Genomic DNA, 24,679 nt, shown 5'->3' with positions numbered 1-24,679 from the left:
TTAAAGCTCATGGAAGTATTCGACACAATCCATTATTCTTTGATATAATATTAAATATAGCATGACAAACCATCCCATAAGAATATCTTTCCCAGGAGAAGACAATTGCATCTGTTGTCTTTGTAAGGTTTGCTTCTTCACCTAGCGATCATTGCTTTGGCGTTGGGAAGAAGCTGTCCTTAATTGTACCCTTTGGTTATAAAATGATAAATGTTCCCCTCAGACCTTGAAAAGACTAGTAATCTATGGATAAACCTGTTACACGAGGCTGAATTTAGATAGGATTATGAAAAAACTCAAGTCGTCATATCCCAAGAGTTCGTGAGAGTTGCGAACCGGGTTTTACTACACTGAAAGCGGCGATGGCACAGAACACACATTAGTTAACTTGGATGTTAATCGCGAATATGAACTTAAAATTAGAGAGTCAGAAATAAATTGGAGTCGGCTTCGAGCTACTCCATTTAAACAAATCTTCACTCGTACAAAGATAACGGATGCTCTACGTTATGATGCGGTCCATTCAGGAAGCCTTGTCATGATCACTTTTGGATACGGTCTAAAGGTCTCGGAGGCAATAGACATGACTGTATCTACTGTGATAGTAGCTGCTGCTGTTGTCTCTTGGATGGCTCTCGCGGTATCACCTACAACACTGCCTTCTTTAAGATCTCTGGCTGTATCCCGAATTTCCCTAGCTGTGTCACGAGCAGCAAATGATGCCTCGCGAACTGCTAGACTCAAATCGCCTATTGCTCCACTCTTATGAAGAATTTGTACCGTCCTAGTCATTTTTGATGAGCCTTCTTTTATACTTCTTGCCAAACTCTTTATTAACTCGGCAATCAGCTCAGGATTTGACTTAAAAGTATAGGTAGGTCTATTTTTAATTGAGCCGCCGCTGTCCTTACTCATAGCTAAATTATGCGTTCCGCTATTATAAGTGATATTGTTAAGGTTTAACCTCCAGCTTGTGTAAGTATGAATTGCGATTAGCTCTAGAGAACAAGCACGTAGAATTTGAAACATACCCTTCGGTATATGATGAGGTAACTCTAGTAATATTAGAACCGGCAAGAGCTGCATATCTTTACTTTTCTGCTTGATGATTGAACACTTAATGGAACGGAAGGTGAAATGGTATTTTGATAAATGGAATTCGAATGTGAGGGATTGGTATAATAGTCGAAGGCGAGTTTGAATGGCGGTCACCTGTCGAGAGGGTCGGGAAATTTGTGGTCTCACTATTAGTGTTCGAAGCTGCAGGGAAGACTACAAAGGTTTTTGATGCTGTGGTATTCTCATATCCTGGAGCTGATACGTCCAGCACCGTTTTGTACTTTCCAGTTGCTTCGTTCTGGCCTACTGTCCAAGAATAGGATGACTTTCCTGTACTGTCAGTAGTCCCTTCGAGCTTCTTAAATGACCCTCCTGATGGGTCTGTAATACTTCCAAGAACAGTTGCCCCCGATATAGCGGAACTCGAATTTGCATTGGTTACCTTAACCGACACTGTCTGTTCATCACCAGGCTGTACTGATTTTTTGGAAAAATGTACTGACAATGACATTATCTTGTCTCCAGTGTTACTACTTTCAGACTCATTCCCGATCCCAGTCCCAATTCCACTTCCGCTACTAAGGTTGCTGCTTGTTTCAGTACCAGTATTGTTAGTGGCATTATTACTATGACTACCACTAGCGTACGTAGCGGGCTGACCAGTGGAAGCATTCACGAGGGTTGAAGATCCAATTGAGGCATTCTTTAGGAGCGCAGTTGCTGAGACGTTCGCCGCTTGTTGCTTGCCAGGGCTTGCAGATTTATGCGCCGAGGAAGGCACTCCAGTTACATTAACACTGCTATGTGTAACAAGATTAGGATCTTTGGTACACAAAAATCTGGCAGTAATTTTATTTTGTCCCTGTTTAATGCTAGTATAGGCAGGTGTGAGGAGAAAGCTCCATTTTGAGAAATCTTTCTCACCTCCGGTAGCATTACCGGTAGCATTGTGATAAGGTTTAATACCATTGACGATTACAGAAACATAACAATCCTTAGTTGTGTTATCACTAGATGTACCTGATATGGTCAAGTCACTGCCAATAATTACTTGTTGACCTTTACTTGGCGATGTAATCTTTACAATATGTTCTCTACCTTGGCTTGGGGGACTATCATGCGTTAAGGAAGTAACAGACGTTTGAGCATATGACATAGATATAGTAATCGGCGTAAATAGTATGGCTAGTACTACCATACCAGCTAAAATATACGATCGGTTAAGCGTTAACCTAAGTTCCATACTGGGTAAGAAAATCTTAAAGGATAAAAATAAAGTGAATACTTGACATAGAACAAATTTCCATTTCTATTATCATAAATACTTGGACAAAGAGCAGATGGAAACGATCAGACGATAGATTGAATACTCGATCTTGCTTTTCTTTGGAACAATCACACATCCTTTCTTAGACCTGGAAGTAAAGGATGCCATTTCTGAAGGAAATAGGCCAAACTGCGTGGCTTACAAGGAATAACATAAAAATCGTTTTCATGGAATTTAACTCCGGGTTCTGTAAACGAATGGATAAATTCGAGATCCAGACTAACATGATTTCTCGCTGCAGTTAGACAAGCTAATCGATTGAATAGAAGTATGTTCTTCAGGGTTAATAATTTTAAACTTCAATAACATGGAGGATTAAAATCTTCAAATTAGATGCCTATTTCCAATGGAATGGGTACATACACTCATTGCAACCGCACCACTTTTTGCCTTTACATAGTAACTATTATCGCTATTATCGATTATATTGGTGTAAGTGTAAATGGAGCTAGTTTGAGGTTAAAATTGTCTTATCTCAGGTTCGTCAACGTTTGCGGCCTTGTAATATTACTATTTATATGTTTATTTCTGACTAGTACTGGCAATTATAACAATATTTCCCTTATTACAAGGGCATCCGCACACTTGACACATCTGCCTCATTATAATGGATTTGGCGCGGCAGTTGGAAAATACTATGTATATGATGCGCTAGATCCCGAGTTTACACCACCCCAAGAGCCCACGCAGATAACATTTAGTGTTCAGGATTACAATGGTAATGATGTATACAATATTTATACGATGGTGGAGATATACCAAGAGAGTACAGGCCAGCGAGTAAAGGCGTTTCCTTGGACCAAACAAGATGTTGGCGATTTTTCTCTCTTCTATACCTTTCCTCAAATTGGCAATTACGACATTGTTCTTAGTATCGCTAATGATAACGGAGGCAGCCATGTAGGTGTGGATCCCCCGAGAACTATTCTAGAAGGGAACCTTAATTGTGATTGTGATAGAGGTGTATTCAGCGCTTCAATCACAAAGACTTTTGGAGATATCTACTATGGGGCAATCTTTGCGGGTATTATAGGAGGTCTTGCTGCGTTTGGATCTGTTGCAGCCATCACCTACAAGAATCGCAAAAAGAGAGAAAAGGAAATAAGTGGTACACCAGACAATGCCGGGCCAAGGATTGGCAGAGAAGTCTTGATCAAGTATTTTGTCATGATGTTTGCAATCGGCGCTGGTATGGTCCATCTTGCGGTCTATTCTGAACATGGTTCTCTTAGAATCGAGTATAGCATTTTCCTGCTTGCAGCCGCCGGAGCACAATTCCTGTATGGTATAGTATACGTACTCATGACACTCACTACAGATGCTGAATCATTACGTAGCATAAAGGCAGCCAAGGAATATTATAAAAACAGTGTAATACTCAATCTCGTTGGACTCGTTGGCAGCTCAGTCCTTTTAGGTCTGTACATTTATTCCGTTGCCATGCCGCCTCCTCTCTCCCCGATAAACAGACCTGAGGCGGTCGATGTCGCTGGTATATTAGACAAGTCACTGGAAGTGATATTAATAATTGGGATACTTTACCTCATGAGGTTGGAGAAAAGAGGAATCAATGGATTACTAATCCCTGTAAAGTAGGGATTACAATTTTGTCTAAGAATAGAAGTGCAATTGCTGTTTGTAACGAGACGGTCTTATTCCAGACCACATCTAGCGATTAAGTATGTGCATCAGGGACCAATTGTAGTCTGCAGTTGGTTTTGTTATGCTGCTTACTAACTACGACGTATCATCTGAAGAATAAGAAAGAAGAAGAAGGAATGGGGCTGAGATGCTTTGTAATCAGGAGATGACTAAGATTGGTGTCTAGCTAGCTAGGCATTACATCATTTTCTTATCATGATACCTTATCCAAAATAGCAATTCCTGCTTGGTTGAATGAAAAAGCCGATAATTGTTCTAATAGATTCTAAGCTAGTATAATCAATTTCCAGTGTTCAGGTAAGAGATTATGTTCCTGTTCAGAGACGTATCAGAACTCATTTATAGTATAAACACCCAATTCACCTTCGCAATTGTTTGCAAAATTTTAAAAATACCGGATGAGTAAACGCGTATTGTAACAACCCGGCTGCGGACGAAACTGCTCTCCTTTGTTCAACACTTCCTGAAGTCAGTTGGGTCCTTACGTAATGATTTTTGATAGTAATTTGGTTAAGCATCGCCTGCTACCCTTCAATCGACAGAAGAAAGGGACAAGGTTTCAAAGGTAATTGCCAATAAAATAGGAGTCTCCGCCTCCATACCTCAAAGAAGGATGATTATCAAAGAAGCAAATGAATGCCAAAAAAATAGTCTTATAGACTTACGTATACAATCAGATTAGAAAGCTTGCTGGAGCACGATTTAGCCTTTTAGTTTATAATGTTTCAAACCTATTCAACACTATCATTTATAATATCTTTAAAGTAATAGTATAATATGAAACGGATGACGTGTAGGAGCATAGGTCTGGACTGCGATTACATAATCGAAGGAGAGACAGAGGAAGAGTTAACCAAGAATGCCCTAAAACACGCATGGGAGAATCATGCTATCAAACCTAACGAAATGACTTCAGAGATGAAAGCAAAAATTAGAGACAACATTTATGCAATTTAACGTCTGCTCACTTCGAGGTTTTGCAATAGCAAGGTGACTCCGAAGTCACAAATGTTACAGTCCAACATTGTTATTATTCCTATTTTGAGAGAAGATAGTTTATCCCAACAGATCCGCGATCTAATTTTTACTTCAACAAGATATCTTTTAGTTGCTGATTTCCAAGCAGTTCATTAATTATTTTCTTGCGTTCTTCTTTCGGGACCTCGTTCTCGTCAAACCAAAGAGAATCGATTGCCCTTAATTTCCAATAGTTCTTAATGGCTGTGCCCAGTAGCCTTTGGGAGTCGTAGATGACTTTGCCAAATGCAGTAAGAAAGTATCTGCCCTTTTGTCGTTTTACCAAGCCAGTCTTTTGCAACCGAGATATCCGTGAATAGTATTGCTTTCTCGTAAGCTTCAACCCGTCCCGGATAGTCTCACTTTCGTCTCCTCCGGCGAGGTAAATGGTGTTGAAAATCAAAAGAGATTTTTCGTCTGACATTGTTTTTATGACGTCTGCCATCATGGTCAAATTCTGAGTCCTGACGGAACCAACTTTTTCACGCTCTACACGGTCTTCCTTTTCAGAATCCAAAATCAAACCCTCTTTAAGTTGGGCCAATGCTATTAATTGATATCTGGATAAATACAGGTAGAAATCCCACGTCTAGAGCTTCAACTCCATTTTTCCCTTTTGCGCCATTGTTTGACCTCACATGTGACTTAGGTCGATTACGTGCAAACCAGCCTACTCTCCTCATATCTAACTAATTTATTATTTGTAGAATTATGGACTAGCCGATAGACTGGAACATCGTCTGTCAGCCGTGCTTTCTTAACAGCAAAATAGGAAAATTAAAGTACAAAACCCATCCTAGATTAAAGCAGAACAGTACAAATCAAATCTTGAAGGAAGCTGGACTTAGAACCTCGCTTATAATGGCTGATTCTTTTATCTTAACGCCTATTTGGGACTGTTACCAATGATTTTTTGATTGGGTCATTTTGATTTGCTGCTTCTGATATGTCGGGCGAACTAGATAGCATTTGTTTCATAAGTACGCTCCTGATTTCTTCATTATCAATTAGTACTGAAATTACCTTATCTGTCTCATCTCCAGACGGCATTTCAAGCGAATCGATTGCCTTGAGTTTCCAATAGTTGCTTATTGCGTCGTCAATTTTTGCTTCTAAGGTCACACGAGCATCGTATATTACTTTGCCGAAAGCAGTAAGAAAATATCTGCCCTTGTACCTCTTTACGAGGCCAGCCTTCAATAATACAGACATTCTTGAATAATATTGCTTCCGTGTAAGGTTCAATTTGGTAATAAGAATTTCACTGTTTGAATCCAGCGAAGCGATACTTTTAAAAATATTAGATGCGCCCTTATCCGAAATCGCATCAAGGATTGATAGCTTAGACACAGGCATGCTTGATCTCCTATTGAAATACGGAAGTGAATATAAATTCATAGTGGGAGAAACGTACAAAAAATATCCGAAAGTTGTAATTTTTTCTTGAAACTAATCCATCAACTTTACACGGTTGGTCTAAAAGTGAATACCAGAATTATTCGCATTTTCACGATCATCCCCCATCCAGCACAGCCGTTATAGCGAGTTACCTTGCATGTCACGGATGTCTATTTTAATGTCCTGGTAACTAGTAAAAAGGATAGAGAAGTCAGTAAAATCTCCTTTACTAATTTTGATCAGGTATTACAGCCTTTTTGTGTCGTCTGATTGCTATAATTTATCATATTCCATACCTTCTCATGAACCACACTGGCAGTTTAATGAGCAAAATTTATCACTAAATGCCATTCCTTCATTATGTTTATTATGGTGCTTTATACATCATTTATTGAGGAAAATGCAGCATCAGCGTTATCACATTCTTAGTATTCGAACGGCGGATGTGTTTCTATGCGCGCTGTTAATAGCAACTTTGGGCTCTTTTTTGCAAATTGGCGGGACTGCCTGGGACGTCACCTCTCATTTATTACAGAGACCAGAATCATTTTTCACTCCCTCTCATGCACTACTCTACACTGGAGTGGGCCTAATAGCAATAACCTCTGCATTGTGTGGAATTATACTTTTGCTAAACAAAGAGCTCCGCAGTAAACCTATTGCCAAAGCTCTTAAGTTATTTATTATAGGGTCTGCGATTGCGGTTGTGGCTGGCCCTGCAGATTTTTTGTGGCATCAACAGTTCGGCATCGATGGCCTATTAAGTCCTACACACCTTACCCTTGCAACAGGATTGCTCATTAATTCTATCGCTGTAGTAATCGGGCTTTCAAAGATCGAGAGTGAAGTTACTTCAAAAAAGAAGAAACTTTTAGTCAGAGCCGCGTTGATCCCCGCTTTTGCTTCTTTATGGTATACTACAATATGGTGCATTCATATCTTTTCGTTACCACTATCGCATGGCCAACACTTTAACTTCAATTTGAATCCGATAGCAGAATCAATGATAGCAATAATTGGAATCCCCCTCGTAAGCTCGATAATGTTTCTTATCGCGTCAAAAAGTATTGGTGGGAACAATAAATTTGGGTTTTCAAGTGCTGTGGCTATAGTGCTGATAGGCATGAATCTATTTGCGGGAATTGTTCCTTCTTACAAGGACTCGCCATTATTTCTCTGGTATGTTTTACTATCATATTCTGCAGTTATATTTTCTGATTTTATACTCAATACATCAACGCTAGTCAAAAAACTCCCTTCAAAAGTACTATTCAGTGGGGCAATCATTGGCTCTGCGTTTTATCTAATTGATTTTCCATGGTTTAATTTAACACTTTCACATTTTCTTCTTCCTTCTCACCAGCTCGTTACCGATTTAGTTGCAAATACAATCCCGTACTTTTTGATTACTCTGCCTACTGCCGCGTTTATCGCGATAATTCCTGGCGCAGTGATTGGTTCATTGAGTTCATTTCTTCTATTCTACTACCAAAAGAATAGATCGCAAAGCCAAGAGGCAGAACCCTCTCCCCAAAGCCAAGCATGGGTCAAGTGACTCTAGAGAATCTAGTTCGTTACAAGCACTGTCACTAGGTTGCATAGCTTCAATTAAGACTCTAAGGCCAAGACTTTTCAAACAGGTTTGCATCATATATGGCAGACATAATAGAATGCCCAATAATATTTTGACTTTTATATCTGCGATAGTTTTGCTTTGGGTTGGAAGCCCTGGCCTTATTTCCACTCTCTATGCTCAGTTGTCTGTGCCATTGGTGCAGCAATGGACAGACAAGGAACGTGATTTCGGGATACTGTTTTCTCACAATCCCCAGAAACTCACAGCCGACTTACCTAGCGTTCTAAACTTTAGTGTTAGAAACCTCACCACCGGCGAGAAAATAAACAACCTTCAAGCAAACATAGTAATAGTAAATGATTTCCAAAGAGCTTCAAAATTCTTGAACATACCAGTATCAAATGGTGATTTCTCATTGAAATACTCTTTTCCTTATAACGGACACAATCAGATTTTAGTCAACTTGAAGAGAAGCTCATTCGGGCTTGCATTGGCATCATTTGACGTCTTAGTATCGGCACCAGCTCCCTCTCCAGATCTTTTATTCGAGGCAATCCTATTAGGTGTTGGATTCCCAGCAACAGTAATGGTAGTGATATTGGCTTTATTGAAGAAAAAGCGTGGAAACTACATTTTAAAATGATTTGGGCAGGTATTTCGTTGACCAGTGAGAGGCAGCATTTTCAGATACGAAGATTAAAACTAGGCATATGTTCTATCTTACAAGTATAATAATATACTCGAATTTTATGAGATATTTTTCAGTGTTTGCATATACTTCCAATCTATTCTAAATTCTTACGTGTTGTAGCGGAGTAATTCAAATATATCGTGCAAGGAAATTGATTCTTTGTGAACCACAGTTTTGCATTGTCATCTGGTGCGATATACGCTGTGGCAGCTATTACGTTACTAGCCACATCTACAGAGGCGCTATCTTACAAACAATTGCCTATGTCTATTTTAGGAATCCATGATATTAATGGAAATGTCGTGAACTTGAGTAACGATGGACACGGTCTTGATGCCAATGGTGCAAATGGCGGTATCGCTAATGGTCAAGATGGCTCTAACTCACAAGGCTCTAACGGCACCAGTAGCAATGGCTTGAATGGTAATAATACGAATGGAGCAAACGGATGATTTGTCATATCCTGAAAAGTAGCTCCATCTATCAATTTTTGATATTCTAATTTGGATAATGTTGTTCTGAGCATGTAAATCTCAGCCGATCTTTAATGATCCCCTAATTAATCAGATGATGACTCAATGTCCATCAGCCTTGCGCTTGTCATTCGATAAATTAACAGTTAATTTACATATCTAGATATTTCTACAGTGTGGACTAGTTTTAGAAATACTCTATACATTAGCTGATGTTAACCCATCTAACCATGGTAACGCTCTTCTCGTCAAAATTTTTTTTACACAGACGACTCTAGCTTTTCAATTGCTTGTTGAAATGCTCCTTCAATCAAGTAAGGTCCTGGCTGTGATTTGGAAGTTGACAGCAAAATAAAGCTAGGGGTCGCCTGCAACCCGATATTCCCTGCCAGGTTATTGTTCTGCTGTACGACATTTGTATGCGTATGGGAATCAAGGCATGTTGAAAACTTGTTGATATCGGTAATCTTCACACCGTTCGCAAACTGTTTCAGTACACCAGGGGTTACCCAGGCTACATCTTCTCCTTTTGAATTGTTGTAAACTTCATTATGATATTGCCAATATTTTCCTTGGTCTGCAGCGCAATAAGACGCTACCGCGGCTAGCATCGACGTAGTATCTCCTGGTTTATCATTGACAATGAAATCCTTAAAGAGGAATCGTACTTTTCCTGTGTCTACAAAGTTTTGGATTATGCTTCCGCTAGTATATCTATAAAATCTAGCGCAAAAGTGACACCTATAGTCGCCAAATTCAACGATTGTAATTTTTGCTTTATTGCTACCTAGTGCAGGGGCACTTGCGTATGCTGGGTTTGAAATTTGTTTAATAAGGTATGCCCTACCCATCTGGTCCACACCATTCCCGTTGTTATTGCTATTGCCAATCCCATTACGACTTAGTCCTGTACTTGTGTTGTGTAAAATACCAGAAGGTAAGAAGATAATAGCCAAACCCAAGATAGCGATTACCGATACAGCTAGGCCTTTTTTTACTCCTAGTTTTATTATGCTTTTTATTTCGATCCGTTTCCTTATCTTTTCTTCCTTTCATTAACCTTGTATCTACCGGGGCCAAAATACCTCATAAAAGTATATCTCACAAGGAATGAATCTGCTTTGACTAAGTATCTAGTGAGCTTGATGATAAATCCGTTATATAATATTTGAATTTACAACATCAACCTCTCAGATCCAGGCTCAAATTTAACTTTCTTGGTTGGATAATAATATTCTTTCAGATCCGCTCTCAACTTTTGTTTGAAAAAATAAGAGTCTGGTTACTAGTTACAACCGAACTTGTTTACCTATGTACTGAGGCTGAGTTATCTCCAGCGTTGATGCAGAGAGAAGAGCCACTAACAATGTTGCCACCGCTAGGGACACCGTTGCTAGCAATATCAGAACTAGAGCTGTTGCCTAATTCAGCATTTGGTCGTAGCGCTTCATCGTTAGATTGCTCGCCTGTGCAGCTGTTTTGTTGATTGACTTGCTGATCTACTCTTAAGTTATTCCTATTGTTATTGTTCTTATGGTGGTCGTGGTGATGATGGTATCCATAGCTACCTGCGAAGACCGGTTGTGGAATTGCGAATCCAACAGCTGTTATAGCTAGTACTGCCACTGCTACTACTGATGCTATCGCTAATACCTTTTGATTCATTATTCTCGCTTAGGAAAACATTCTATGATATATTTGGAATACTTCGGCGCAGCTGCTATAATTATAGCATAAATAATTAATATGTTTTTGAAGGTTGAAATAGTACTTACAGATCGTACTTATACTCTCAAATATCATTCGAATAAAAAATAAGTTTTGTCTTTTATTATTAAATTTCTTATTTACCCATTTAGCGGCTGATTCCGGCACTATTGGTGCTCTCGTTCAGACAGAGTTTTCGTCAGATGATCCGTCACACACATTCTACTGGTTAACCTGCTAGTTGACGTTTATGCTATTTCTGTTGTGGTTATTGTGGTGCCTGTGATGTCCACCTGCAAGTACTTAGGGTGACAGTAAAGATTACCCTGGCCTTGTCGATTGCCCTAACTCAGTCTGACTTCATCTAAATTTTGGTTGAACCTGATTCAATGGACTAGAGATTTGGCATGATTGAGCTCACTTCCAATGATATACAATAGTGGGGTTCAATTAATGGCGTTTAACCGTGTGGTGTCGCAGTTAAGGGACAGCACAGCTTCGATTAACAAGCCAATTGGAATTTTCAATGAATGATAATCTAGTAGCAGGTTGCAAGGTAGCATAGCGTGTTCTATGTAGACAGATGAGTCCATAATTCCGATGTGCCGCTAGCATTTCCTTTTAACCATGCATACATATTTTAGATAGAAATAGGTTCATTGCACATCCTTGAAATTCCAGTATACATTTATGAAAAAGTTATGGACTAAGCATATGGGTAAGAAAGTCAGATATAGATAAAAAAATTAACCTGACTCTTCATTGTCATACAAATGGTTCAAAAGTCTTAGTAAGCTAGCGGAGTCACCAACACCAGCTTTTCTAAGATCATCCGGTAATTGTTGGTTAGCCCTTGCAATATGTCTGAATAACACAATGTCTTCTAGGTATTCTGTTGCCTTCTCTGAAGAATAATCAAAATCTTTTGATTTGACGCCGTAGAATTTTTCCGCTTTCTCAGATAAGATTCTATACGCCTCTGCAGATCTTTCGTTTTCTATGGATTGCAAAATAAAGGCTTGTGCCATTAGTGCTTGGTTTATTTCACTTCTATCAGCCATCAACTGCATTAAATGGGTGTTCTATTAATACCAAAAAGAACCTAGTCGGCAGGGAGGGTGGGGAGCCAAAGTCTAAGGTCACAATTGCAGCTAAATACAATTCCTATCGGACCTATGGATTGCAGACTTGTTCAATTAAGGAAGTCCATTATTTCAGGTACTCTCTGCCTTGTGCGTTTGGCACTCATTCAATCTGGTCGTCATGATGTTCAATCTACGATTATTACACAGTCACAAGTCCGGAGGGTATTTTATTATAATGTTATATTTTCGATGTCGCCGGCATGCAAGCCGGAGAGACATCAGGAACACGCATGACAAATGACTGGACCTGGATGTAGCTTGTTGAGCACGGCGACTTAGTAGCCCATGCACAAATTCCTATTTAAAGGGATCAGTATTATGATTTCTAAATGGGTTTGCTATTTTATTTGATACTTTTTACTATTTGTAATGTAATTCCTTAATCTATCTTTGTCAAACTGTTGGTTTTCTAGAATCTCTGGATGACGTGTTCTTGTATGCCGAATCGGTATCTAAAATCTGTCAATAATGCTGATACATAATAGCAGTCAGCAATTGAGCGAAAAACCGAAGCGTACTGTTGTGAGAAATATTAGAAGGCATAAATCCAGGCGAAGTAGTCTATACGACTCCCATAAGCGCTAGTGTTTGACAGTATTATTACTCACAAATAATGAAAATACCAGTGAATATTGTCTTTGCCCAGCAACTTTATACAGCATTTAAGGCCGTGCAGCATTTGAAACTATACCAAGTTGGCTAAGTTGGCTTACATTCCAACGATATATTATGCACGGCCAGGCTGAGTTAAGGTTTGCGCACTTACCAAAGGGTATCTAATAGCTACTAGAATAAAGGAAAAAATGACAGACTGAATTCGTGGTAGGTGATGGTACTATGCCTTGAGCACTACAAATGCTTTTCAAATACATCTTGCCTAATGTCTAGGCAATTTGGATCGTGCAATAGATAGGGCTACAGAGAAAGGAGAGGGAGTTACTCCAAAATCACGCAATTTGACAATCGACTGGGTCTCTTGATTACTGTAGTAACGAATTAGGCTTGGTGTTTGTGTTGGAATTTGCCATTATCACGAACTTGCAATTTGATGCCTTTGTGTCACCATGTCCCGGATTGAAGTCAAGAATTATACCGCTACCACTTAACCCGCAGTCAAAGTAGTTAGCTCCGCCTCCTCCAATCATTACATCATGACCAGTTCCAGCGAAGAATTGATCATTCCCTGTGCCGCCCACCATAAGCGCGTTACCTGTCCCACCTATGAAGATATTATTTCCAGAGCCACCATACAGCTTGCTGTTATCAGTATCCAGAAGACCAGCTACAAGGACATTATCTCCAGGTCCAGCAAATGCCTTACAAGCACCCACTCCACATTGTAGAAAGTCGTTTCCACCAAGGCCATATATGGTTGCGTCAGTGACTGATGTGGCTATTATGATATCATCTTTTTGAGTACCAATTAGTGGTGGACACTGTTGAGTACAATCAGGTCCCACTATGAGATTCTTGGGAGGATTAAGACCACTAGGTATTGCCTGTCCCCGAGGGACGGTCTGCATTTGATTTGGAGGTGTAAAAAGATTGCTGGATATATGTAATCGATGTGAGGCGTTGGCAGGGCCCGTAGGAGAAAGCAGCCAACAAGCCATCAGAAGGACCAATGAGGCTGATCCAATGCCATTTATAATAGATCTTGGCAACTTATATTCTCTAGAACCATTATGCATACAATCAGTACTTAAGATTATTGCTAGCTATTTATCAATCCATAGCTTGCAACTGCGGAATCTCTAACAATTTGAAATTAGGACTATCATGGGAAATATACTCGATGCGCCACATTAACTGTCTAAATAGAGATTCGCTTGACAATTGTTGTTAAATGATCGATGAATTAAGGAATGTCCGTGTATAGGCCATATCTCAAGTGGACGATTAAATAGCAAATTAATTATGGCTATTCTAGCTCGAATAAATCCCTCCCAGAGCCTCATGATAAGGCTCAAGTATCTCTTTGAAAGCGATTTTCTCGCGGGATTATGATGAGACCCACCTATAAGGTGTACTATATAAATAGAATTATTACTAGAACAAAGAATTTTAGAAATCACGACTGCTAAACAGATTGTCAAGCTTTCAATATCTGGCTACAAAATTTAATGAATTTTAATGTATTACGAACCATTTCCTCTTTGATTGTCATTATCTGGATTAAGCCTGCATTATGTTAGCAAAGGTCGGCCTTTAAGAATACTTAAGCGATGATATCTAAACGTCTTTTGGCAGCATGGTTTATCATCTTAGCAACGTCATTTTCTATGCCCAGGTTCTAAGACAAGTGTGTTGGGTCCAAATTCAGAAGCTGTTTAATTATAAAAATCAGGCCTGCAGGTAAGTCTTTGCAAATTGAGCTTAAGCTTCACGTTTTTTAACGTCTTGCAAAAGAATGTCTTATGCAATCAACTTGCGCTTTACAAACGCTACATTGGATATTGAATTCATTTTTGCTAAAAAATTAACTCATTTGTTAATCCTGTAGTTTTCCTTATAACTTATCCCCAACGTGCACTGGAGATTATAAAGCACCGTTATTTTTACTACATTAAAAATCGCCAAGTCAACTTCAATTCATCACAAAGAGTAGCTGGCAGAGTCATTAAGGAAACCGATGTAGGCTCCTAACAGAATTTCTTGTTTGGTTAATATCCAATGTAAAGCATGCGCAATGAATATTTTATTACAGAGCGTACTAACGACACGAGGTAGAATGTCAGCGTTACTTGTTGCCCAATGGAATAAAGTTGCTTATTTGATCAGGCTAACAACCAGCTGTGTTTAGCTTATCCAAATATACTTGCTGATCGTGAGTATACAGATAAATTCCTTTTAGAACCTACCATATTATCGATTCTAAACGTTCTCCCTGGTGCTCAATATAAGAAGAACAGATTAACTTGCGCTACCAAAAGTTGGTTTCTGATAGCGTTAGCTTATAAATGATATCGAACCATCTACTAAGCTGTTAGTAAAATATCCAAATGAAGTATAATATTATTCGACCCATTAATTCAGGCGCCTTTGGAACGGTATTCGAGATAGAGGGTGAGCGGGATAAAAGGAGATACGCTTTAAAAGAGCTCAAAAATTTGGATTCGATTAACAGGGATCGATTTGAGAGAGAAATTAAGATACTCTCTGAGCTAAGTCATCCCAACATTGTCAAAATATTACAATGGAACTTAGGGGGTGAGCCCCCTAATTTTTCACCTTATTACATAATGGAATATTTAGCCGGAGGTTCTCTCAGGCAACACATGGATGAGAGATTTGATAGCAATGACAAGTATGTTTTTGAACGGAAATGGACCATCAATCGGGTCATCTTGCCCATATGTAATGCTTTGGCGCAAGCTCATAGCTCAGATATCTACCATAGGGACCTGAAGCCAGATAATATTATGTATACTGATCGCAATAGAGCTGAGATAAAAGTTACAGATTGGGGACTCGGAAAAGACATCAATAGAGAATCTCTGGCATTAACAGCGGCAGCTGGAGGAGATATTGGCGGGACTCCTGGATATTGTTCACCAGAACAATGGTTTGGATTGGGAAATATTAACTCGCGCACTGATATTTTTTCCTTGGGAATAATATTTTATGAAATGATGACCCGTAAAAGACCCCCAACATATGACAATAAAATGAATAGAGAACTAGTACCACCCCCATCAAAATTTCATAAGACTATCTCCCAGAAACTTGATCAATGTATTTTGAAGATGATCGATATCAAACCTGAAAATCGGCAGCAATCAATCTGGGATTTAAGCAGTGAAATTGAAACCCTGCCAGACAACTATGCATGAGCAGAGTCCAGTTCTAAACATAACCGCCACATTCTAGATTCTTGGAACTGCTTTTGTATACGATCTAGTTATAGATAGCAGAATTCGAAACCTTTGAAGACGCTATGTTGCTATTACGGAGATTAACTATTAGAAGATTTTGCGGTTTCATTAGCATCCTTCAATTCAGATTCTAGTGCTTGAATTACGGTTTGCAATAATAAATTAAGTGAATTTGGCTAATGGACTCTCATAGCTATCGACCGTAAACAATAAAATGATACACGATAGACCCAATCGGAACTGCGAGGTCTATTAGGTACTATCTAGGGGCAATGAAAAGGCAAACGTAGCCCCACCACCGTCTCGATTGTTTTCAGCCCATATTTTGCCATTGTGTGCTTCTACTATACCTCTAGAAATGAATAACCCTAACCCCATACCTTCTTCAGACTTGCTCGCGAATTTTGAAAATAATTTATCCTGAATATGGGATGTAATTCCTGTACCTCTATCCTTGACAGCAATGACTACTTCATGTCGAGGAGATGTCCTTACCTCAGTGTATATAGTAATATCATTCCCCGCCTTATGTCCGCCGTTAGGTATTTCATTCCGACGAATACGACTGAATTTAATCGCATTGATCAATAGATTTGATAGCACTTGATACATTCTTACCTTATCTGCTTCTACTACGATCGGATTAACTGAGGGCTCTATGATGTTTATCTTTATTTCAGTGTTCAGTGAGAGATCCTTTACAACATTTGCTATCTTTTCATTGATATTTAATACCTCCTTCCTAAGCTTTAGTCTGTTGCTATCAATTCTTGAAACATCCAAAATATTATTAGTGAGCTTCTCAAGTCTAAGGGCATTTCTTCGTACACCTTCTGCTAACTTCTGGAAATTTTCAGGGTGCTCCAGGAGGAGCTCTGAATATCCTAAGATTGATTGAACAGGGGTTTTCAGCTCGTGGCTTGCTATGTTGATAAACTCCTTTTGCATTTTGTCATGGAGTTTTAGCTGTTCATGTAGCTCAGCCTGATTCCAAAAGTTCTCAAAAATGGAAGCATAAGAAATGACAGTTGGCTCACTTGTCGAGTACGTTGCCAAGCCTGCTGCTTCTACAAACTCCATCTTAGAGTCATCGATCTTCTCAATTACCAAAGATGAACTTCTGTCAACGACTAGAATAGTTACAGTCGTAACATTCAATCTAGGGGGCGAATCTAAATGTCTAATTTGAAGACCATGCTTGTTATGATTTTCGTTTCTATCGTTAAGTAAAGTGGTTTGTTGATTTTGTTGAGCAGATCGTGCTTGATTATATCTTCGTAACTCCATTATTATTTGCTCAATTTCATCATTGGTTGGAGTTAGAATTCTGCAGGTTACGCCGCCTTTACCGTGGTCAAATCTTCCTATCCTCCTAGACGACAATTCCTGACTATCAGCACTTTTCGATTTTGATGTCAAGTCGACAAGAAGATGGAATGCCCCAATTCTATACTCACGCTTGAACGCATTAATGGTAGGCAATATTAGAAGTACCTCAAACTTCGCTGACGTCATCAATCTTATGAATAATTTTAATGTCTTTGTTGAGTCTTCAAGAACTTCAGAGGACATAGCTTTATCTAGTCAGATCATTCTGTTTGGAAGCAGTCATCCTTCTTAAAGTTGTCAAACCAAGAACTACCTCATATCTTTAATGTTCTAAAGTTAAGTCGAACGATACTCCCTGCATAAATGGTGAATGGTTAATGGCATTTTTTATACCTTTCTACTTCTAGTCATACACTGCCCCAAATACTTCTCAGTAAAGCAAGATTGGAACGGTTTAGCTAAGGAGAAAGTTGTATTGTTACTGCTGCTTGATATACTGACCGAATATAATGAAGACTACAAATAGGCCGACTGATACTCCTACCAAAAAACGAAAGTGACCTTAATTTGAGCGTATAAGAACCTGTAAAGTGATTATCCATTTGATTACAAAGAGTTATACTCAATATTTTAGCTTACTATACTAATCGTTCAGAGANNNTTAAAAATTATCGAAAGGTAATACGTACCTAGTATAATGAACCCTGTATTCATATTCGATTTTAATATGAAAAATTTGATGAGTGAACAACCTGCTGGCTAATACTGAAATTGTAGAATCAGTTATCTGTTACGCCCTATTAAACTTCTATCTGGATAGAATAACATAAAATGATTCCAGATTAATTCATTTATTTATTGTGCCATGATGCCAATACTAATCCAAAAATACTGTTTGCAAGTTCTCATTCAAGGAATCTAACAATAGCATATCGCCTTGCTCAAGCTGAAAGTCAAATACTTTGCAATTTTCCATAATACGATCTTGGTGAGTGGATTTTGGGATCACCACCAAATAATGCTGTAAGCCCCACCGAATCAGTATCTGAGCAGGAGTTTTTTCATATTTTTTGGCAATCTTTACAAGAGTACCATGATTGAGCCTCTTTGCCCTTGTCAACGGACTATATGCTTCGAGCTGAATCTTCTTTTCTTTGCAGTACTTCGATAATTGTGTTCTGTATAAGAAAGGATGGAATTCAACTTGGTCTACTGCTGGTAAGGTAACACCATTTGAGGCTCGCAAAAGATCTTCTATATCATGAATTTCATAATTACTCACTCCAATAGCCCTAACTTTGTTTTCCCGCAAAATCTTAGTCATAGCCTTCCATGTCTCGTCTCCTAGACCCTGCACAGGCCAATGGATCAAATATAAATCAACGTAGGCCAGTCCGAGTCGTCTAAGGCTCTTTTCACAGGCTTGTATTGTATTGGAGTATCCTTGGTCGCTGTTCCAGACCTTTGTAGTAATGAAAACTTCGTCCCTTCGTAGCCCACTTTGATGAATAGCCTTTCCCACATCTGATTCATTACCATAAAGAGAAGCAGTATCAATATGGCGATATCCAATTTTTAATGCGTAGCTGACAACATGTTCCGTTACATTGCCTGGTGGAGTTTGGTATACGCCTAAGCCAAGTAATGGGATCTCAACTCCATTGTTGAGTCTTGCCTTTGATTCCATGTTTAATTGCAAATGCCTTGTCCCAGTATTAGCCAATACATGTTTCATAAAATTGTATGGTATTATACCCCAGCAAACTAGGCACTAAATCAATCACACATTGTCTTGTTTTAGAAGGTTCGACATTATGATTTGGATATAATTGTTGATATAAATTTTATGGGCTACGAAACCGTGAAATCTTACAGCTTGGGAATGTGACATATTGGGAGGCCATGTCGCTTCTGTCTATTAAGTATCTAGTTCATTATAATATTAGTAAGACTTAATTTTTAGTCTAGTAACATCATTTACTGATGACTTTAAGCCTAAACTGTAAAGATGCTGGCGACCCGGTCTGCACACATACAATGTACGGCGAAACCGAGGAAGAGTTATTACAAAATGCAAAAAAAGGACTAGAAGTCCATGGGTATACCGAACAAAGTTGGAATGAAGAGATAGCAAAAAACGCAGATCATTTTCGTAAGCTCATCAAGACATCTTAACTAATAGATCAACAGGTTAGCAATTCTCCTTTTTTTTGGGTCTAGTGTGTTAAGTGCACTCGTGAACCACTAGATCAGGCAACCGCGACTAATAGATTATAATTACCTATCTAATCGACCCTCAATCTTCTGTTTGGTGGGGCCTAATAGTTGAAGAACCCTTATAAGAGCATACAAATAGGTCATTACAATGACAAAATTGCGCCTATACAAAATGTCCATTGCGGTTCGGCTTTCAATTTCAATATCGTTCTTAATACTATTAGGTAGCACCTGGTCGGTATCGGCACAAGAACGAACACAGCTGATCCTGCACCAAATAGGCGACGTCAATATAACCCTTTCCAAAAACGATAATCGTCTTACAGTTACTCCATCATCACTTAATCACCTATTCAAGCAGGTAGAGAATTCGGTGGTGCAAATAACAAGTCAAATACCACAAGGAGTACCAAATGCTTTTAGTCCTCAAACACCGAACGCCACCGCGTTAGGTTCTGGATTCATATATGATAGGGTAGGACACATCGTTACAAATGCTCATGTAGTAGAAGATGCGAACATTGTTGATGTTACATTTCCAAATGGTAATAGATATACTGCAAAGGTAGTCGGAACGGATCCTTATGGTGACGTAGCCGTTTTACAAATCTCAGAAAATAATACACACCAACAAGAACAGATTTCATCTATTCTCAAACCACTTGCTATTGGGAATTCTTCCAGTGTAGAAGTTGGAGATCAAGCTATTGCTATTGGTAATCCATTTGGGCTAAGCGATACAATGACAACAGGGATTATTAGTGGTATAGGGAGATTAATACCAGCCACTGCTGGCGGAGGGTTTTCGTTACCTAATGTAATCCAAACTGATGCACCAATCAATCCTGGCAACTCTGGTGGTCCATTGTTAAATGCCAGAGGACAGGTAATAGGAATGAATACCGCTGGTTTAACTGAAACTGGGACCTTCTCGGGGATAGGTTTTGCAATTCCATCAAATGCCATATCAAAAATCGTTCCTGTTTTAATTTCGAGGGGCTACTATGTCCACCCTTATATTGGGATTAGGGGTGGTCCAGTCACAGCAGACCTGATAGAGAATAACACAGGCCTACCAGCAAACCTTAGTGGAATATACGTTGATACAATCACAAAGGGCGGCCCGGCGGATAAGGCTGGATTGAACGGAAGTACTATAGACCAGTACTCAAAGAAACATGTAGGCGATATAATAACTGCTGTGGATGGACACAAACTTTCAGGAATAGATGATTTAGCTTCTTATATTGACCAACACAAGGTTGTTGGCGATAATATTACTTTAACTGTATATAGACACGGACATAAAATCATTCTCAATGCAGTACTCACGGCAAGGCCTCAACTGACCCCTTTAATGCCTACCCCCAGTCCTCCATCTTCAGTACCCAAACCTTATCCACACCCGCGCCCTCCTATGATGCCGGCGCCGTATCCATAATTTCATAGCGCTGCTTTCAGCAGTTTCAGCAAACAAGATAGGAGCCTTGCAGCTGTCTGTGGTTGGTTTAGACTTTGGCAGCTATCTTACCTATTGGGCTTCTACGCCCAATTTTGATACTTTAGGATTTTATCCTCTGGACGAACAGCCTTAAAAATATAAAATAGTGTGAGTACAAAAAGTCACGCCAATCTAGGCGTCACAGCTTGACAATTAAATCGAAGGTTGCGCTTAATCGAATACGAGAGATCACAAATAACTCAGTAAAGTTAGAAATCAATGAAGAGGGCACTGTAACCGGTAAATAGTGAAACTCAGTTCTCCACACTAGAGAAAATATCGAATCAGGATGGCACTTCCAGTTGGAATGGTAAATTCATACAAATGGCCGAAAGGGGTGACATGATAGTTTCAATCGGTAGCGGGACAGCTGTACCCTCGACTACTAAAGATATCATCGAGATAAGGGGTGGGTGAAATGTGGACTCAATCTCTGAAGTTGACTAACCTAAATGGAGCAAAGTGGACATGTGAGGCAGAAAGCAATTTTAAGAAGGGGAAATCAGTTATATACGTCGATATTCACGAATTGGAGTAGAAGTTGACGATGTCAAGATCTGCTTAAAACATCGTATAAACTTCTATTCTGAATAGGGAGCACAAGCGTCATAAAATGGTACCTTTGCGTTGATCCTGTTTATATTCTGACAAAATTGGCACTCTAGTACAACTGCGTGAAATTCGCACTTCAATTTTTGAGATGACTTCCAGCTTCCTAAATGATGCTTGAGCACTGGCAAATTGGATAGAAGAGTTGCGATTTGTATTCTAACATTTCGCGGTATAAGATGATTATGTCTTTCTTATCGACTCGGGGCCACACTCAATGTACTGTTTAGTGTAATTATCTTCCCAAACGTTCCACCATTATCGTTGCTGGCTCTGAATACCGGCATTAGCGAATACCGGCATTAGCGTCCCGGTTTTATTTGTCCACCAAGTCACATAGACATTTGTGCCTGAAGAGTAAATTTCTGTATTTTGATTTACTGTACTCCCTTTATTTGGACTGCTTATAATCATTGTCTTAAAAGAATTTCCACCATCGATACTTTTTGCAAAGAACACATTCCAATGACCTGTATCATTATTTGTCCAAGCCATGTAAACATTACTTCCTGAGGCAAAGAGGGGAACCAAAAGTACTGGGGCACAGCAATCTTTTGCTTGTGTCATAGCTAATTTCTCTGGTTCTACCGAAAAAGAAGATCCATATGCCAAATGCAGCGGACTAATGCTTAAAACAATAAGAGATAGTATCAAGACAAATATCATTGAAATTGAAGCCAGGTATCTGGTTCTGCTTATTAATAAAAGCCTCATGATATTTTTCATTTGTTTATAATTCTTATGGCATATATTGCATTGCATTTGTACTTCTGCCCATTCATTCATTGATTTCATTCATTCATTCATTCATTCCTAAACTAAATGCAAATACTAATACATCCTATATCTATCACCACAAATCAAATGCATCGCATTCAAAAAATGCCAGAAAGTTTGGGATAGTCCACGAGACTATTGTTCAGATGCTATCGGATAGGGGCTGACTTACTCTTACGATTCTTCAAATATTCAAACACAAAAGTTGAAGCTGCCCCAGCAAATCCAGCACCGATTAACGAAATCAGAGAACCGTAGACACTCCAAAAGTCTTTTATGCGTTGATCAATACTCGGTGGCGGTACTACTGATATTGATAGATTTCCTTTACCGCTTATATAGCCTTGAGTTGGGATGGAAACATTCAGGTTCGCAAGCTGGATAAATTTGGAAGGGAAGACCGAACCTGTGGACAAATTCAATAGAACAGGAATTGTGTATTTGCCAATCTGAGCGTTATTTGAGGCTTGTATCTTCAGCGGAAGTGGCGCGACCCCAAATGACGATAGGTCTAACCTGTTTGGGTTAAACTTCACCAAGACATTCGAATAGTTTTGATATGGTGTAAAATTAGCTAGTTTTGGTGGTAGCCCACTACTTGATTGCAACTGTACTCCGACATCTTCTTGCTGTCCTTGTGTTACCACTATAGGATTTGGAGTCGTTGAAAAGGTATATTGCGATGGAGGGATGTCAATCCATGGCGTCAGGTCTAGCAATATTCTAGAATCATTGTAGATTAGTATAGCGTAATATATTACTCTGAACTTGTCTGGTGACGTTATAGATTTTAGATCAAGAGGCATCAACACGTATTTCTCATCATTTTGAAAAAATCCGGTATAGTTCAGTTCTTTGGTTAATGTCCTTAAGTTCAGAGGTGAGGAATATTGCACAAATATCTTGTTCCAACTTTTCGTCGTGTTACTCCACTGGACCTCCTGTTGATAATCTACACCATATTTTCCTGTAGAGGGATTATTGTCTGCATCTATCAACTCACCATAAACTGCAGTAGATACTCCATGAGAGGGATTTTTTTCAACTCCACCTCCAAGCCACAACGTCGCATTGAGCGTTCGCCCATCGCTAAAGTATGTTACTCGTTGTATATCAGATGAGGACGCCTGTGGCCAGTTATAGTTTGGTTTTGTCTCTGCATGTGTTGTTCCATTTATTTGGATACCATTATGTACCCCTGTATTTACCTCTTGAATGGAAAATGAGGGAGATAGAGCAAAAGCAGATGATGTCTGTACCGAATTGAGTGTGAGAATTGTAATTGTAGTACACAAAAGCAAATAAGCACAAATTCGGTCAGTGAGCGATGCTCGAAAGCTCCTTATCGAAGACACAATATGATTTTTTGGGAATAGAATCATATCTGCTTTTCTCTAAGATGATCTAACGGATTAGATCCCATCAAGTATTATTAAAGAGAAGACAACGGTTGTACTAATACATGCCATAGATCAAGAGAGGAGAGGAAGAAATGGGTATCAGTCTAATCTATCCCCACGTCACATGTAGAATTGTTAAATTGGAGACTAAATTTACTAGCAAAATGCATGAATGAGAAATGAAGTATGACTAAGGGACTGATCATACGCAGGACTAACTGACTAAGCATCAATGTATAACACCAGGTATAGGTAGCCATTTTAAATTTATATTCAAGGTTTGAATGCATAGCTGTAGTAGGTTTGCTATTTCTGGGACGATTCGATAACGGATGCATTAGCGTACTGGTGCAGATTGAATCGGGTAGATGGAATACTTTTTGAATAGTGTATAAATTCAAGCTGTCCGTTGCGGTTAGAAAAGCTGCTTAGGAGAATAATTCAGATGATCAGGAGTCCATTTAATCTCTCACAGACTTGGAAAGGATATCGACTCTGAACTTTGATATCATTCCTTTTCTTCAAATTTACAGTTCTATATTTCGATAATTAGGGTTGAGATTAAGTAGTTGATGAAATTTCTTAATAATCAGCTTTTCGAAAATCGCAGTATTCTAGACTTTAACTAGTTTTCATTAACTGTAAAAGCTAAGGTATTTTCAGTCTTCTCAAATTCTATTCTTGCTTTGTTTTTTCTTAATTCATCAAACAAAAACTGGTATAACCATTTAACCCCATCCCATATCATGTTGTATCAGATACAGATGCTTATGTTGTTGTCCGTTAATTTCTTCATGTCTATATACGTAGCCAGACATATCCAATTTTCTAAAAACTCTAGTGCTGCTTTCATTGTATACTCCTTCTCTATAAACAATATGCTATCCTTAGTTGTAGTCCTTGATACATGTTCAGC

The 24,679-nt window shown here is 39.0% G+C and carries 20 protein-coding genes; 8 read left to right on the top strand and 12 right to left on the bottom strand.

Features of this window, described 5'->3' with window-relative positions:
• Nucleotides 1-507: 507 nt before the first annotated feature.
• Together DYY65_RS05420 and DYY65_RS05415 are read right to left on the bottom strand one after the other, a co-directional pair.
• Nucleotides 508-1,029, bottom strand: a complete 522-nt coding sequence (locus DYY65_RS05420; protein WP_201449352.1) for a hypothetical protein — start codon at nucleotides 1,027-1,029, stop codon at nucleotides 508-510.
• Between the two features lie 88 nt (nucleotides 1,030-1,117).
• Nucleotides 1,118-2,302, bottom strand: a complete 1,185-nt coding sequence (locus tag DYY65_RS05415; protein ID WP_162476962.1) for a hypothetical protein — start codon at nucleotides 2,300-2,302, stop codon at nucleotides 1,118-1,120.
• Between the two features lie 417 nt (nucleotides 2,303-2,719).
• Here DYY65_RS05415 and DYY65_RS05410 point away from each other — a divergent pair, with 417 nt between their 5' ends.
• Both DYY65_RS05410 and DYY65_RS05405 read left to right on the top strand, forming a co-directional pair.
• The gene (locus tag DYY65_RS05410) at nucleotides 2,720-3,982 is read left to right on the top strand and encodes a hypothetical protein (protein WP_162476961.1); all 1,263 of its coding nucleotides are present in this window, start codon (nucleotides 2,720-2,722) and stop codon (nucleotides 3,980-3,982) included.
• An 843-nt stretch (nucleotides 3,983-4,825) separates the two neighbouring features.
• On the top strand, nucleotides 4,826-5,005 hold the full coding sequence (locus DYY65_RS05405; RefSeq protein ID WP_236561687.1) for a DUF1059 domain-containing protein: 180 nt from the start codon (nucleotides 4,826-4,828) through the stop codon (nucleotides 5,003-5,005).
• Nucleotides 5,006-5,132: 127 nt separating this feature from the next.
• On the opposite strand, the gene DYY65_RS05400 is transcribed toward DYY65_RS05405, so the two are convergent.
• Nucleotides 5,133-5,582, bottom strand: coding sequence for a hypothetical protein (locus DYY65_RS05400; RefSeq protein WP_162476960.1), 450 nt, complete (start codon nucleotides 5,580-5,582; stop codon nucleotides 5,133-5,135).
• A 362-nt stretch (nucleotides 5,583-5,944) separates the two neighbouring features.
• A complete protein-coding gene (locus DYY65_RS05395) occupies nucleotides 5,945-6,421 on the bottom strand; it encodes a hypothetical protein (protein ID WP_201449351.1) in 477 nt (158 codons plus the stop codon).
• Nucleotides 6,422-6,863: 442 nt separating this feature from the next.
• Between DYY65_RS05395 and DYY65_RS05390 the strand changes: the two genes are divergently transcribed.
• From DYY65_RS05390 to DYY65_RS05380, 3 genes are all read left to right on the top strand, one after another.
• Complete coding sequence (locus tag DYY65_RS05390; RefSeq protein ID WP_162476958.1) at nucleotides 6,864-8,018, top strand: hypothetical protein; 1,155 nt, start codon at nucleotides 6,864-6,866, stop codon at nucleotides 8,016-8,018.
• Between the two features lie 115 nt (nucleotides 8,019-8,133).
• Nucleotides 8,134-8,682 (top strand): hypothetical protein, encoded by a 549-nt coding sequence (locus DYY65_RS05385; protein ID WP_162476957.1) that lies wholly within the window; start codon nucleotides 8,134-8,136, stop codon nucleotides 8,680-8,682.
• A 209-nt stretch (nucleotides 8,683-8,891) separates the two neighbouring features.
• Nucleotides 8,892-9,182, top strand: coding sequence for a hypothetical protein (locus DYY65_RS05380; RefSeq protein ID WP_162476956.1), 291 nt, complete (start codon nucleotides 8,892-8,894; stop codon nucleotides 9,180-9,182).
• Between the two features lie 281 nt (nucleotides 9,183-9,463).
• On the opposite strand, the gene DYY65_RS05375 is transcribed toward DYY65_RS05380, so the two are convergent.
• The 4 genes from DYY65_RS05375 to DYY65_RS05360 all read right to left on the bottom strand — a co-directional run bounded on the left by DYY65_RS05375 (nucleotide 9,464) and on the right by DYY65_RS05360 (nucleotide 13,719).
• Nucleotides 9,464-10,159: a DsbA family protein gene (locus DYY65_RS05375; RefSeq protein WP_162476955.1), complete on the bottom strand. Its 696-nt coding sequence runs from the start codon at nucleotides 10,157-10,159 to the stop codon at nucleotides 9,464-9,466.
• A gap of 349 nt (nucleotides 10,160-10,508) precedes the next feature.
• The gene (locus tag DYY65_RS05370) at nucleotides 10,509-10,868 is read right to left on the bottom strand and encodes a hypothetical protein (RefSeq protein ID WP_162476954.1); all 360 of its coding nucleotides are present in this window, start codon (nucleotides 10,866-10,868) and stop codon (nucleotides 10,509-10,511) included.
• A 788-nt stretch (nucleotides 10,869-11,656) separates the two neighbouring features.
• Nucleotides 11,657-11,971 carry a hypothetical protein gene (locus tag DYY65_RS05365; RefSeq protein ID WP_162476953.1) on the bottom strand — a complete coding sequence of 105 codons (315 nt, stop codon included), beginning with the start codon at nucleotides 11,969-11,971 and terminating at the stop codon, nucleotides 11,657-11,659.
• A 1,064-nt stretch (nucleotides 11,972-13,035) separates the two neighbouring features.
• Nucleotides 13,036-13,719, bottom strand: a complete 684-nt coding sequence (locus DYY65_RS05360) for a calcium-binding protein (protein WP_162476952.1) — start codon at nucleotides 13,717-13,719, stop codon at nucleotides 13,036-13,038.
• 1,338 nt (nucleotides 13,720-15,057) lie between these two features.
• Here DYY65_RS05360 and DYY65_RS05355 point away from each other — a divergent pair.
• A complete protein-coding gene (locus DYY65_RS05355) occupies nucleotides 15,058-15,888 on the top strand; it encodes a serine/threonine-protein kinase (RefSeq protein WP_162476951.1) in 831 nt (276 codons plus the stop codon).
• A gap of 294 nt (nucleotides 15,889-16,182) precedes the next feature.
• On the opposite strand, the gene DYY65_RS05350 is transcribed toward DYY65_RS05355, so the two are convergent.
• Nucleotides 16,183-17,502, bottom strand: a complete 1,320-nt coding sequence (locus tag DYY65_RS05350) for a sensor histidine kinase (protein ID WP_162476950.1) — start codon at nucleotides 17,500-17,502, stop codon at nucleotides 16,183-16,185.
• A gap of 634 nt (nucleotides 17,503-18,136) precedes the next feature.
• Nucleotides 18,137-18,946 carry an aldo/keto reductase gene (locus DYY65_RS05345; protein WP_162476949.1) on the bottom strand — a complete coding sequence of 270 codons (810 nt, stop codon included), beginning with the start codon at nucleotides 18,944-18,946 and terminating at the stop codon, nucleotides 18,137-18,139.
• Between the two features lie 296 nt (nucleotides 18,947-19,242).
• Here DYY65_RS05345 and DYY65_RS05340 point away from each other — a divergent pair, with 296 nt between their 5' ends.
• Together DYY65_RS05340 and DYY65_RS05335 are read left to right on the top strand one after the other, a co-directional pair.
• Nucleotides 19,243-19,434, top strand: coding sequence for a hypothetical protein (locus tag DYY65_RS05340; RefSeq protein ID WP_162476948.1), 192 nt, complete (start codon nucleotides 19,243-19,245; stop codon nucleotides 19,432-19,434).
• A 190-nt stretch (nucleotides 19,435-19,624) separates the two neighbouring features.
• Nucleotides 19,625-20,917: a S1C family serine protease gene (locus tag DYY65_RS05335; protein WP_201449349.1), complete on the top strand. Its 1,293-nt coding sequence runs from the start codon at nucleotides 19,625-19,627 to the stop codon at nucleotides 20,915-20,917.
• 927 nt (nucleotides 20,918-21,844) lie between these two features.
• Here DYY65_RS05335 and DYY65_RS12425 read toward each other — a convergent pair.
• Together DYY65_RS12425 and DYY65_RS05325 are read right to left on the bottom strand one after the other, a co-directional pair.
• On the bottom strand, nucleotides 21,845-22,153 hold the full coding sequence (locus tag DYY65_RS12425; RefSeq protein ID WP_236561686.1) for a hypothetical protein: 309 nt from the start codon (nucleotides 22,151-22,153) through the stop codon (nucleotides 21,845-21,847).
• 359 nt (nucleotides 22,154-22,512) lie between these two features.
• Complete coding sequence (locus DYY65_RS05325) at nucleotides 22,513-23,745, bottom strand: hypothetical protein (RefSeq protein WP_162476946.1); 1,233 nt, start codon at nucleotides 23,743-23,745, stop codon at nucleotides 22,513-22,515.
• Between the last annotated feature and the right edge of the window lie 934 nt (nucleotides 23,746-24,679).

The organism is Nitrososphaera sp. AFS, assembly GCF_009898475.1.
Lineage (GTDB): Archaea > Thermoproteota > Nitrososphaeria > Nitrososphaerales > Nitrososphaeraceae > Nitrosopolaris.
The sequence above is the reverse complement of the archived record's forward strand: the minus strand, read 5'-3'. Positions and strand labels throughout refer to the sequence as shown.